Source organism: Paenibacillus spongiae, from assembly GCF_024734895.1.
Classification (GTDB): domain Bacteria; phylum Bacillota; class Bacilli; order Paenibacillales; family Paenibacillaceae; genus Paenibacillus_Z; species Paenibacillus_Z spongiae.
The window spans coordinates 5021738-5034709 of the sequence record NZ_CP091430.1 but is presented as its reverse complement, the minus strand read 5'-3'; the positions used below and the strand labels follow the sequence as shown (position 1 = coordinate 5034709).

Here is a 12972-nt window from a genome sequence, read left to right as displayed (position 1 = left end):
ACCGCCCGTTATTGAGATACATAATCGCCGCTGTAGCTAATGAGCACGGCGCTCTTCACGCCGCTAAGCTTCGTAATTTCGTTCACGAAACGCGGTTCGCTGCTGCCGAGCCGAAGCTCGACCGTCATCTCGATATTGTCTGCCGTTACCGTCTTCTGCTTCACGTTGAACCGTTTGACCAGCTGAGCCAGCTTGTCGTTGACGGCTTTCTCGCTTGCGTCGCCGTCACAATGGATGACAAGCAGATAAGGCGTCTCGAAGGATGCGCTTTTGATGAAAACAAACAGCACGATGCCGATAATGATCGAACCGATGATCGCCAGCGTATAGAAGCCTGCGCCGGTTACGATGCCGACGGTTGCCGCCCAGAACAGAAAGATCAAATCCGTCGGATCCTTGATCGGCGTCCGGAAACGTACGATACTGAGCGCGCCGACCATCCCGAGCGACAGCACGAGGTTTGAGTTGATTGCAATGATGACCGTTGCCGTAATTAACGTCATGCCGATCAGGGACACATTGAAGCTCTTGGAATACAATACGCCGCTGAATATCCGTTTATATAGGAAGTATATAAACAGGCCGATCAGGAAGGCGATCGCGAGGGTCAGAATAATTTTCGAAATGCTGATGTCGGAATTGAAGTTTTGGAGTACGGAATTTTTGAGAATGTCGCTAAAGCTGTTGCTCGTTTGCCCGGTTGGTTCAGCCGCAGCCGCTGCCGGTGTGTTTGTTTCGGCCATTGTTATTGGTCCTCCCATGAGTTGAATTTGAGCCATTTTCTGCATATGACGTATTTCGAATTCGATTGTCGGACAAGTCCGTTCGCTTGAATGGCCGTACGGATATAATCCGGTAAATATTCGTCATACTTGACTTCGAACACGATAATCGGATGATCGAAGGTATGGATGGTGTTGATGTCCGGGTTGAATATATCAGTCGCATGAAGCCCGGTCTTCAAATCTTTGTCGAAGGTGATCCGAACGTTGCCTGCAGCGGACACATAAGCTTCGCGGACATAATCGACGATGACTTTAGGCCGGAGCAGATGCTTGGTCGTTTGCTGATACAGCTCGAACAGCAGCGGCTTTCGCGGATCGTTCAGCGCCTCATAGTGGCCGGCCAGAATGGCGTCCGCCATCTCCCGGCTTAACGAGGTTTTCACTTTCGTAATGTAATCGTTAAACTTGATTTTCTTTTCCAGATGAATCACTCTGTCGGAGAAATTATATATGCGGATGCGGTATTTCTCACGATCCCGGATTCCGCCGAGCTTCTCATGGATCGCTTTGTTGTCGATATCATCGAAGTACAGGCTGCGAATATGATATTGCCCGCTGGAATCGGCGTTCTTATCCGGGGACAGCAAGCTTTTCAGCTGCTGGCGAATAATGTGATATTGATGGTGGTTGACGTAATATTTTAATTCGTGACGATATTTCAGATTTGGATTCAATGTAGTGCACCTCGCTTTCTGTATGAAACTTAATTTACAATTGCTTTACATTCACTCTACAGGCCGAACCTAATTTCTAGCTGAAACGAAACTGAATGTTCGCTGAATGTTCGCTCTCGGGGTTGACTTCATGGCCGGATGATGGAGAATATTATTCAATCATGATGGGTGCAGGAGGCAAGACGATGCTACGGAAATATGCATTCGGAATAATAACGCTGCTTCTCGTGCTGGCTGCCGTTTTACTGATTTGGATGGAGCAGCGGCAGACGGTTACGCAGCCGCCGAATAAGCCGCAGTCGCTGGTGACGACGTTCAAGGGCGATCCGAAGACGAGCAGAGCGTTTACATGGCATACGAAAAGCACGGAGGGGGAAGCGGTTCTTCAGGTGCTCAAAGGCTCGTCAGCCGCAGCTTTCGAAAGCGGGGATGTTCTTGAATTCCGAGGTGCGACGACGGCAATCGAGAATGACAAAGGCGTCTTTCAGGGCGTGCGCAAAGCGGAGGCCAGCGGACTCGCGCCCGGCACCGGATATATGTACCGGGTAGGGGATGGCAGCAGCGGAGGATGGAGTGAACCAGCCGCTTTTGAGACCGAGGCCGAGGAGTCCGGCCCGTTCACATTCCTTAATGTAACGGATTCGCAGGGCATTACGGAGCAGGATTTTGAGCTGTGGGGCAAGACGCTGGAGAAAGCCTTCGAACAGTTCCCGGAAGCGGAATTTATCGTGCATAACGGCGATTTGACCGAATACCCGGAGGATGAGGAAGCTTGGAAATCCTTGTTCGGCAAGGCGAGTTCCTGGATCAGGTCTTATCCGCTCATGCCGGTGACCGGCAACCACGAGGAAGTCGACAAGGACGCGGAACGGTTCGTCTCCCACTTTCTTTTGCCGGACAACGGTTCGGACAGCTCGATCGCCGGGACGACCTATTCGTTCGATTACGGTCCGGTTCACTTTGTCGTGCTGAATACCGAATCGAAAGCGAAGGATCAGGCGCAATGGCTGCGCAGCGATCTGGAAGCGACCGACAAGGAATGGATCATCGCGGCCATTCACCGTCCAGCTTACGGAGGGAGCTCGGATAAGTCCGTATTGAAGCAATGGGTGCCGGTATTCGATGAATTCGGCGTCGATCTCGTCCTTCAGGGCCATAATCACGAGTATTCCCGTTCGTATCCGCTCAAGGACGGCAAGGTCGTCGAATCCGGGGGAGCCGTGTATGCTACCGTGAATTCATCCGGTCCGAAATTCAATGAGAAGAAAGAGGATCAATTCTACCACAAGGTTCACTTTCAGAATTACCGCCAGATGTTCGCGGGCATCCGGGTGGATGACAACACGTTGACTTACAAGGCGTATGACGTGGATGGCCGCTTGATGGACGAATTTATTTTGAAGCATGACCCGAATAACTAAAAGCGTGCTGGAATTTTAACTAATTTTAGTTTAAAATTGATTTAATTATAGCTTATGGCTTGCAGTGAAGAAGGAGCTGGACTATGTCGGCAACATTAAAGGACATCGCCAAGAGGGCGGGCGTGTCCGTCACAACGGTTTCGCGCGTCGTCAATTATCAGGATACAAGCATATGCAGCGAAGAAACGCAAAGCCTGATATGGAAATTAGTCGAAGAGGTCGGATACCATCCGAAGAGAAAGGCGCGAGCCAAGCAAGAAGGGGATTCGGAGCTCCGGATCGGTTACGTCCTGGGAAGCTCGACGGAGCAGCATCATGATCCTTATTATTCGCAAGTGTTGAGAGGGATCGAGCATGAAGCGCTGCAATCGGGCGTGCATATCCCATTCGGTTGCTTTACCCCGGATTTATACAAACCGGAAGTGTTTGTGCGGATTCTGGAAGAATCCAAGGTCGGAGCAGTCATCTACATATCTTATTCGCCCTTGCTGGAGGTATTAAGGAACCGGAAGGATATTCATACGATATTAGCGGGGATCGAGCTCGAAGGGGCGCTGCCAGGTTCCGACTATGTCGGAGTCGATCTCTATGGAGAGTCAAGAAAGTGGATTATGGAGAAGCTCATGAATTCCTTCGAACGTGTCGGATATATCGGCTACGGGGCAACCGTTCGTTACCAGGCTTATTTGGACGCCCATAAATTGCTCGGACGCCCGATCGATCCGGGCTATTCGATCTTTGCGAAGGATTGGAGCACGGATGCGGCGAAATTGGCTGTTGCGTCCTTCCTGGAGGGCGGCGGGAAGCTGCCGGAAGCTTTCTTCTGCGCCAGCGACATTCAAGCCATCGGCGGCATGCTCGCGATGAGGCAGCACAACATTCGCATACCGGTGGACGTGCAGGTGCTGGGATTCGATAACGTGGAGATGAGCAGCTACGTTTCGCCCCCGCTGTCCACGATCGACGTGCCCAAATTCAATATCGGCCGTTCTGCCGTGAAGATGGCCATCGAGCGCATCCGGGGCGAGCGGGATTACCCGATTAACGTAACGATGCGCACTTCCTACGTTCAGCGGGAGTCGCTGCAATAAATCTAGAGATTGACGATCCGAAGGGGCTGTCCACAAGTCATCGAAGATGACGGTAGGCAGCCTCTTCGCATGTGAATTAGTCGGAACCGTATATTCGATGGCCCAAGGTCTGAAACTGCTCCCGTTGAAGGAAATGGAGGATATCACCCTCGAAATTTAATGGCAGTTGACCGCAATAGGAATGCGAATGCCGCTGCTAGTCGGTCTTGACAGATGGATATTGACGGAAAAGGATGATCAAGGTACGATGTATGTAACCGATTACGTAAACGATTACATACACAGGAATCAGGACTGGAGTGAACGAAGGTTGTCCAAAGCAACGATCAAGAAGGTCGCGGCCGAAGCGGAGGTTTCGACAGCGACGGTGTCCAGAGTTATTAATGACAGCGGCTATGTCAGCCCGGAAGTGCGGGAACGCGTCTGCAACGCGATCGCCAAGCTGGATTACCAGCCCAGTGCGGTTGCCAGAAGCTTGAAGCAGGATAAGACGTTCATGATCGGCGTCATCGTCCCGGACATCTCCAACCCATACTTTATGGGGATCACCAGAGGTATCGAGGATATCGTCGGGCAAGAAGGCTTCCAGCTGATGTTCTGCAGCTCGGACGAGAATCCCGATAAGGAAACCCGTCTGCTGCAGATGCTTTATGAGAAGCGCGTGGATGCGATCGTGCTGGCTACTTCGGGAGGAAACGGCGAGACGATCTTCAAGCTTGCCAATAGCGGGCAACCAATCGTTCTGATCGATCGTAAACTCGAGAAGCAGCCTGATGCAAAGCCGCTTGATTTAGTTGCCGAGGACAATACACAGGGCGCCTATCTGTTAACGAAGAAGCTGCTTAAGGACGGGCACACCCGAATCGGTGTCGTGAACGGACCTGCCCGGGCAAGCACGGGGCGCGAACGTTTCGACGGTGTGCTTAAGGCGATGAAGGAACACGGAATTGAAGGCGAACCGCTTCTCTACAATGGCGATTTCACCACGGAGGGCGGAGTCCGCGCTGTCGGACAATTTCTTCGAGAGGAGTCGCGTCCGTCGGCGATCATCTCGCTCAACAACCGGATGAGTCTGGGCGTTCTCTTGGAATTAGTGAACAGAGGTCTGCATATTCCCGGCGATATGGCGGTGGCGTCGTTTGGCGAAGTCGAAGCGGGGAAGCTTCTTAAACAACCCGGACTCTATTATATCGACCAGAATCCCTATGATATGGGGAAGAAGGCCGGTGAAATCCTGCTGAAGCGCATTCGCAAGGAAGAGCAATCCTGTATCGTCAAGATTTTTCGCAATGTCGTCAAGCGTATTCCATGATGGTGTGATTATTCAGCCATATCGTAAATTCCAATTGGAGAGGATGTAATACTGATGAACGTACATGTGGGAAACCGGCTTCAAGGCAGTCTGCCGAAGATTGGCATTCGCCCGATCATTGACGGCCGCAGAGGCGGCATCCGCGAATCGCTGGAAGAGGTTACGATGGAAATGGCAAGGAACGCGGCCGCTTTCTTGACCGAACAGCTTAGACACAGCAATGGGCTGCCGGTGGAATGCGTCATTGCCGACTCCTGCATCGGCGGAGTTGCGGAAGCGGCGCAAGCGGAGGAGAAATTTGCCCGGGCAGGCGTAGGTTTGACGATCTCCGTCACCCCATCCTGGTGTTATCCGACGGAAACGATGGATACGCACCCGACCCGGCCAAAAGCGATCTGGGGCTTCAACGGTACGGAGCGTCCGGGAGCCGTTTATTTGGCCGCCGTGCTCGGCGCTCACAATCAGAAAGGGCTGCCGGCTTTCTCGATCTATGGCCGCGATGTGCAGGATATCGGCGATACTGAGATTACGCCCGACGTTAAGGAGAAGCTGCTGCAGTTCGCCAAAGCGGGATTGGCCGTTGCGACGATGCAGGGCAAATCGTACTTGTCCATGGGTTCGGTATCCATGGGTATCGCAGGCTGTATTGTCGATGAGACCTTCTTCCAGCATTATTTGGGCATCCGCAACGAATATGTGGATATGACGGAATTCGTGCGCCGGATGGAGATCGGCATATACGACCAAGAGGAATTTGAGATAGCGTTGAAGTGGACGAAGGAGAACTGCCGGGAGGGCGCAGAGGTCAATCCCGAGCACCTTCGCCGCACGGAGGAGCAGAAATCGGGCGACTGGGAGACCGTCGTCAAGATGGCGCTTATCGCGCGCGATCTAATGATCGGCAATCCGAAGCTTAACGCGATGGGCTACGGCGAAGAGGCGTTCGGCCACAATGCGATCGCAGCCGGGTTCCAAGGCCAGCGCGCCTGGACGGACTTTTTCCCGAACGGAGATTTCATGGAGGCTGTCTTGACATCCTCCTTCGATTGGAACGGTATCCGCGAGCCGTTCATGCTGGCAACGGAGAATGACACTTTGAACGGCATTACGATGCTGTTTGGCCATCTGCTTACCGATGCTGCGCAAATATTCGCCGATGTTCGCACCTATTGGAGCCCGGAAGCGGTGAAGCGCGTTACGGGGCATCAGCTTGAAGGCAAGGCTGCTAACGGCATCATACATCTCATCAACTCGGGGCCGGCTGCGCTCGACGCCACAGGCAGACAGAGCGTCGATAGCAAACCCGCTATGAAACCATTCTGGGATATAACGGAAGCGGAAGTCCAGGCGTGCCTGGATGCTACGCAGTGGTGTCCGGCTGTCGATTTCTTCCGGGGCGGAGGGTTCTCCACCGACTTCACGACGCGTGAAGGCATGCCGGTCACGATGGCCCGCATCAACCTGGTTGCCGGTCTGGGGCCTGTTCTTCAGCTGGCGGAAGGCTATACGATCGAACTGCCCGATGACGTGCATGATAAGCTCGATCAACGAAGCAACCCGACATGGCCGACGACCTGGTTCGTGCCGAATCTGACCGGCGAAGGACTGTTCAAGGACGTGTATTCCGTCATGAATAATTGGGGATCCAACCATGGGGCTGTAAGCTATGGACATATTGGCGGCGATTTGATTACCCTTGCAGCAATGCTGCGTATTCCCGTTTGCATGCATAATGTTCCGGAGGAACGCATACTCCGTCCAAGCGCCTGGACCGCCTTCGGCGGCATGGACCCGGTAGGGGCGGATTTCCGGGCGTGTCAAGCATTCGGCCCGTTATATCGATAACAGCGCAAGCGGACGCCAGTATGAAGCCGGGTCATCAGCCCGGCTCAAGCAAGCGCAGATCCTGGGCTTTCAGCAGCGCCTGCGTTCGCGAGGAAACGCCCGGCCTCCCATAGATGCGCTCAAAGATACCTTGACGCTTCCCTCCTTCAAGTCCAGCGCAGCGGCGATCTCACGATTAATCGCCCCCTGCCGGCTTGGAGGAGGACTTCGCGTTCCTCGATAACGGAATACAAAAAAAATCATGCAACGTTCACAAATACTACAACATTGCGACTTTATCTTTCTATTCAGCAGGAGCTAATTGCCAGGCGTCGTATTAATTAAGGTGACGGCTGTAAGGCCAGCATTTATTAAGGGGGATTATTCATGCCTAATCAGATTCGCGTTGGACTCATCGGGGCCAGTTGGTTTGCCGATTTGTGGTTTTTGCCCGTTCTCTGTAAGCACCCCGGTGTTACAGTAGCAGCGATATGCAGCAGAAACGGCACGAATGCGGAACGTATGGCTGCGAAATACGATATTCCAGCCGTTTACACTTCAGCAATTGAGATGATGGACACCGAGAAATTGGACGGGGTTTGTATCATCACACCGAATGATACGCATTTCCCTCTAACCATGGAAGCGATGAGACGGGGCATTCATGTGCTTTGTGAGAAACCGTTGGCATTGGACAGCAAGCAGTCACATTTAATGCGGATCGAGGCGGAGCTGAGCGGAGTCGTTCACGCTGTCAATTTCTCGGTTCGTGAGCATCCGGGCGTACAATATTTGCGCAATGCCGTCAAAGAAGGCAAAATCGGGAACCTTCTGGAAGGGCGTTTCGAATATACCGGTGATTATGGGCTAAAGGGATCGCCAGGCTGGAGAGGCTCCGTGCGCGAAGGTGGAACCGGCGGCGTCCTGCAGGATCTGGGCTCGCATATCATTGACTTGGCCCAGTACATTACCGGAGAACCGGTTGCAGCCGTACAATCATCGGTTCGCTGTCTGGAAGAAGGCCGTCTGGTTGATTTCACTGACCGGGCCAATCCCGATCAGGCTGCCGATACGATTATGTTCCAAGCGGACTTCGAGAGCGGTTGGCATGGCGTCTTTCATACAAGCTGGATTCGGGCGCAGGGCAATGGCGGACAGACCATCACGTTGGAGCTGTTCGGTACCGGCGGCGGTCTCAAGCTGGTGTTCGAGGGCTACGGATACAAGCTGTTAACTTCAGAGGCGGGAGGAACGTGGAATATCGTAACCTTGCCATCCCTATTGGAGTGGGATTTAACGTCCGATGCTGGAGAAGACCGTTTCCGCCCTTACCGGAATACCGAAAAGAATGAAGCGTGGAGATGGGCGGATGCCGTGCTGGCAGCCAAATATGGAGGAGACGGTCAGGTACCGGAGCTTCCGGATTTCACGGCTGCCGACCGTGTGCAGCATGTGATCGACGCGGTGATGCAATCAGCTCAGATGAAACGGAAAGTCGGCGTTCACGAGCTTCAGCCACAACAATAGAAAAGCCGTGCGAACAGACAATAGAGTCTCCTCCTCCATAGGCGGAGGCTCTATTGTTTTATGCAGTTCATGCCAAAATGAAGGAGGGTCCCATTGACGACGATCCAAAGTATACTAGGTGTGCTGATCCTGTTGACGGGAACGTTCGCCGGAATAGCCGGCGGCAACTTTTTTGTGCTGATAACGGCAGTTACCTGCGGGCTTGTATTAATATCGTTATCCAAGCTCCTCAATTACAATAGGGAGATCCATAACAAGCTGCTGGGACTTCCTCTGACGAAGAATCAAATCTTCCAGATTAAGAAGCGTTCACCCCTATTCAGGATCGAATCCCCATGGATCGACATCTATCCTCAGCAAGGCATCGCATACCCGTTATTATTTCTCGACGATGAGCGATACCTGCGAGCTAGAGTGTTCTACCGCTATCTATCGCAGGACGAGAACCTTTATACGTTGGAACTGCCGGGCCATGAACCAGTCGTGCTGAGCTGCTCGAAGTTCTACTACAAAGGGGTGGAGCTCTTCGAAGATGAGGAGCAGGTCTTTGTGAAAATCTCCGTATTGCCAGTGAAGCTGACGTTCAACAATGATCGAATAATTATCGATGAATAGAGAAGAACGGCGGCTTGGGCAGGATAAAATACTCCATCCGTCGAAAAGGAAGGCAGAGACAACAAGGTGGCAAGATATCCGCACGATGTCAATTTGAGGCACGGCGTGGCGCCGTATGACGCATACGCCACGCCGCCTAACCGGAGAGGAGCTGCTTAAGAAATGGAAATCGGAGTCATTCACTCGCTTACCGCAGATAAGCCCGGAAGTATGTTCAGTGCCGTCCGTGATTTCAATTTCAACGTATGTCAGCTGGGCTGCTGGGATCTGCGAATGTGCACGCGGGAAGTTGCCGCTCAAGTCGTGAAGGAATCGCAAGAAGCGGGTGTGCGGATTTGCGCAGTCTGGGCGGGCGTACCCGGTCCTGCGCACTGGAATTTTACGGAGGGGCCCGTTACGTTAGGACTTGTTCCCGAAGCATATCGCGTTGAGCGCATCGAAGCCTTGAAGCGTTGGGCGGATTTCGCCGAATGGATCGGAGCGCCGGCGATCATTACGCATTGCGGATTTATTCCGGAGAACATGACGGACAGGACCTATGGGGAGGTCGTCGAGGCAATCCGCGAGGTAGCCGTCTATTGCGAGAGCAAGCAGCTGGGCTTCTGGTTTGAAACCGGTCAAGAAACGCCGATCGTCCTGCTGCGCACCATGGAACGAATCGGAACCGCCAACCTTGGCATCAATCTGGATCCGGCGAATTTAGTGCTATACGGGAAAGGAAATCCGATCGATTCGCTTGATGTCTTCGGAGAGTATGTACGCAATGTGCATGTGAAGGATGGCTTCTATCCGACGAACGGAAACGATCTTGGCCTGGAAGTCCGGGCAGGAGAGGGCAAGGTCGACTTCCCGAACTTTATCGCCAAATTGAAGCAGATCGGGTACGACGGCGAGTTGATAATCGAACGCGAAATTTCCGGTCAAGAGCAGCAGGACGATATCCGCCGCACGGCTGTCGATTTGCAGGCTTGGCTGCAGGCCTAATGACGAATACAATGCAATGATCAGTTGCTACAGTTGCCAATCATAGCGGAACGGCCTCAAGTCTCACATGACTTGGGGCCGTCTTCTTGTATTCGCCCGCGCAAGGCTTAACCGCTTACCGTAAAGGCAGCCAGCGCCCATGGGTAATCGGGATCCTCCAGCGTCCCGTCCTTGTAGGTGGATATAAGCGCCCAACGGTCGTGGCCCGATGTATTTCGGTAAGAGGAATGGAACAGCAAATCATGAAAAATAATGGCGTCTCCCTTGGTCGCATGCAAATCGGCAACTTGAGATTCATCGATTTCGTCCCGTCCAAGCCGATTATCGAACCCAAGCCCGTCTGAAGCGTCTCCGCCGTGGCTTACCGCTCCCAGCAAATGCGAACCGGGTACGACTCTTAAGCAGCCGTTCGCAGGAGCGGCGTCATCCAGGGCGATCCATACCGAAAATTTATGGCTGCCTTCCCAATAGGGATAATCCTGGTGCCAAGGCGACCCGAAATCGGTAGAGGCATTCTTGTATACGATTTTGTCGCTTAGAAATATGACGGAATCGCCGATGATCTCCTTCAGCGCAGCCACTAATTCAGGCTTGGCGGCAGCTGTTTTGAACATGCCGCTGGCGATGGACATCCCGACGTAGACGCCAACTTTATTCATGCCAATGCGATCCAGTACGGCGCGGGCCTCTTCCTTGAGCATTCGGATCTCTTCCTGTGAAAAGAGCTGAGGCAGCACGACATATCCTTGAAGGTCGAACTGTTCTTTGAACGTGGTCACCATGTTGATCTTACCTCCTCTATGAATACTTCCCGAAACTTAAGAGACTGTCAGCGACTCCACATGTTTGCACGGATATCCTTGGGCGGGCGGCCTTTGTGCGCTCTTACCATGCGGGCAAAGTGATAGGAAGTTTTGAACCCGCATCGCTGTGCAATCTCTCCGACGGCCAGGCCGGTCGTGCGCAGCAGCTCGACTCCCCGCTCCACCCGATAGCGCCACAAATATTGCGAAGGCGTCATCCCTTCATACCTGCGGAACAGCCGGATAAGATGCCCAGCCGAAACGTTCGCTTTCGCCGCCATATCCGCCAGCACCAGCTCCTCGTGATAACGCTCTTGGATTAGCGACTTTACCTGCAGGATGGCGGGATGAACGGCGGATGCGGCGGCACCGCTCCGGCATTCGGCGGCATACAGCTGGAATGCTCCGAGTGCTAATGTATTCCGCACATCGCTCCCGTCAGGAATTCCTTGCTTTTGCAGCCCGACCATAACGTCCAGAAGCTGGTTCATCTGCTCCGAGATGGGGAGCGAATCAGGCAGCTGCGTTAACTCCTCCAGCACATCCGCTTCGATATGGTACGTAAAAACGGTAATCCACCGATGCCAGGTACCAGCTTTCCCGTCGAAAGCGATATACACCTGATGTCCTGGCAAAATGAGAAAAACATGGCCGGGCTGCAGCTGTTTGACCATACCGTCAATTTCGATATGCAGGGACCCGCTGTGCAGCAGTACGAGCTGCAGCTCGCTCTGAGGTCTTGGACCATACGTGGTTCCCGGCGCATTCACGATCGTGCCTGCATAGCATTCTAGCGCTTCGAATACTAGCCATTCCTTCTCGCCGGCTGCCGGCATTCACCAATCCTCCAATCCCGACTCGGTAATCTAAACGTAACGTAATTTGGATCAATAGGAAATGCACAGGAAAAGCTTCTTTGTGTCTGAAATGAGCAAGTGGTTAATCATTCTCGGAAAGCCCTTCATTATCCTGTTTGCAGTGTAGTGAAAAAATGATGTCGAGGCAGGTATTCGCCCGGCTGCCCAGATCGTGCAGGAAATGCAGGATTACGGCACGATTGCGCGCGATCTGACATACTTTATTGGAGCTAGCTCCACACCCTCGATTGGGAGATGAAAAGATGTCAAACGAATCCGAAAAACGAAATGGCGGAGGTTCCCGGATTGATATTTTTATTCCGGCGATTGAGAAGGATTTGGGAACGCTGCCTTATGTCATCGATAGCGCGAAGAAATATATCCAGCATCCGATCGACCGCATTTATGTCGTATCCCCAGATAGTGTTAATATCAAGAGCGTGTGCCAGCGTAAAGGCTGTACCTTCGTCAATGAACGAACGCTGCTGCCCATCACGAAGGCCGACATCCATTACAGCTCCAAGAATTGGGACCGGTCAGGCTGGCTTTACCAGCAGCTGTTGAAGCTTAGCGGAAGTAAATTGGGGACGCAGGAAAACTATTTGGTCATGGATGCCGATACGGTGCTTATTCGCCCGCATACGTTCCTGATCGGAAGAAAGCCTGTGTTTTATTGCCGGAAGTGGAGCCAAGAGGAGTACTTTCGAACGTACAGGAAGCTGATGGGGAAGAATAAGACGTCATCATCTTCCTTCGTTGCACACTACATGCTGTTTAACAAGGCGAAGGTGGAAGAATTGAAAAAGACGATTGCAGCGAAGCATGGGACCCATTGGTATAACGCAATCATTCGCAGCATAGACAAGACGAATCAGTTCGGTTTCTCCGAATATGAAACCTATGGGAACTATATCCATTCTACTCAACCAGGCCAGCTCATCAAAAGGAGCGCGAAGAACAAAAGCTTGCATATTAACGCTTCGCAGCTGTCCGCCTCACAAATCGATAAGCTTGCAAAGAAATACCGCTCGTTATCGTTCCATAAACGAAAATGCTATGTGCGATAGTGGCAGGCACAT

12 protein-coding genes are annotated in these 12972 nt (G+C 52.6%); 8 read left to right on the top strand and 4 right to left on the bottom strand.

What is annotated here, in order from left to right; genetic code table 11:
* Window positions 1-8: 8 nt before the first annotated feature.
* Window positions 9-743 (bottom strand): DUF4956 domain-containing protein, encoded by a 735-nt coding sequence (locus tag L1F29_RS22925; RefSeq protein WP_258384359.1) that lies wholly within the window; start codon window positions 741-743, stop codon window positions 9-11.
* 2 nt (window positions 744-745) lie between these two features.
* Window positions 746-1459: a polyphosphate polymerase domain-containing protein gene (locus L1F29_RS22920; protein ID WP_258384358.1), complete on the bottom strand. Its 714-nt coding sequence runs from the start codon at window positions 1457-1459 to the stop codon at window positions 746-748.
* 185 nt (window positions 1460-1644) lie between these two features.
* On the opposite strand from L1F29_RS22920, the gene L1F29_RS22915 reads away from it, so the two are divergent.
* The 7 genes from L1F29_RS22915 to L1F29_RS22885 all read left to right on the top strand — a co-directional run bounded on the left by L1F29_RS22915 (window position 1645) and on the right by L1F29_RS22885 (window position 10233).
* Window positions 1645-2880, top strand: a complete 1236-nt coding sequence (locus tag L1F29_RS22915) for a purple acid phosphatase family protein (protein ID WP_258384357.1) — start codon at window positions 1645-1647, stop codon at window positions 2878-2880.
* Between the two features lie 83 nt (window positions 2881-2963).
* On the top strand, window positions 2964-3971 hold the full coding sequence (locus L1F29_RS22910; RefSeq protein WP_258384356.1) for a LacI family DNA-binding transcriptional regulator: 1008 nt from the start codon (window positions 2964-2966) through the stop codon (window positions 3969-3971).
* Window positions 3972-4158: 187 nt separating this feature from the next.
* The gene (locus L1F29_RS22905; RefSeq protein ID WP_258384355.1) at window positions 4159-5283 is read left to right on the top strand and encodes a LacI family DNA-binding transcriptional regulator; all 1125 of its coding nucleotides are present in this window, start codon (window positions 4159-4161) and stop codon (window positions 5281-5283) included.
* A 54-nt stretch (window positions 5284-5337) separates the two neighbouring features.
* Window positions 5338-7128, top strand: coding sequence for an L-fucose isomerase (locus L1F29_RS22900; RefSeq protein WP_258384354.1), 1791 nt, complete (start codon window positions 5338-5340; stop codon window positions 7126-7128).
* 366 nt (window positions 7129-7494) lie between these two features.
* The gene (locus L1F29_RS22895) at window positions 7495-8634 is read left to right on the top strand and encodes a Gfo/Idh/MocA family protein (protein ID WP_258384353.1); all 1140 of its coding nucleotides are present in this window, start codon (window positions 7495-7497) and stop codon (window positions 8632-8634) included.
* A gap of 93 nt (window positions 8635-8727) precedes the next feature.
* A complete protein-coding gene (locus L1F29_RS22890) occupies window positions 8728-9249 on the top strand; it encodes a hypothetical protein (protein ID WP_258384352.1) in 522 nt (173 codons plus the stop codon).
* A gap of 162 nt (window positions 9250-9411) precedes the next feature.
* Window positions 9412-10233, top strand: a complete 822-nt coding sequence (locus tag L1F29_RS22885; RefSeq protein ID WP_258384351.1) for a sugar phosphate isomerase/epimerase family protein — start codon at window positions 9412-9414, stop codon at window positions 10231-10233.
* A gap of 107 nt (window positions 10234-10340) precedes the next feature.
* On the opposite strand, the gene L1F29_RS22880 is transcribed toward L1F29_RS22885, so the two are convergent.
* Together L1F29_RS22880 and L1F29_RS22875 are read right to left on the bottom strand one after the other, a co-directional pair.
* Window positions 10341-11015 (bottom strand): phytanoyl-CoA dioxygenase family protein, encoded by a 675-nt coding sequence (locus L1F29_RS22880; RefSeq protein ID WP_258384350.1) that lies wholly within the window; start codon window positions 11013-11015, stop codon window positions 10341-10343.
* Window positions 11016-11062: 47 nt separating this feature from the next.
* On the bottom strand, window positions 11063-11872 hold the full coding sequence (locus L1F29_RS22875) for an AraC family transcriptional regulator (RefSeq protein WP_258384349.1): 810 nt from the start codon (window positions 11870-11872) through the stop codon (window positions 11063-11065).
* A 284-nt stretch (window positions 11873-12156) separates the two neighbouring features.
* On the opposite strand from L1F29_RS22875, the gene L1F29_RS22870 reads away from it, so the two are divergent.
* Window positions 12157-12960 (top strand): DUF6492 family protein, encoded by an 804-nt coding sequence (locus L1F29_RS22870; RefSeq protein ID WP_258384348.1) that lies wholly within the window; start codon window positions 12157-12159, stop codon window positions 12958-12960.
* Window positions 12961-12972 lie beyond the last annotated feature (12 nt).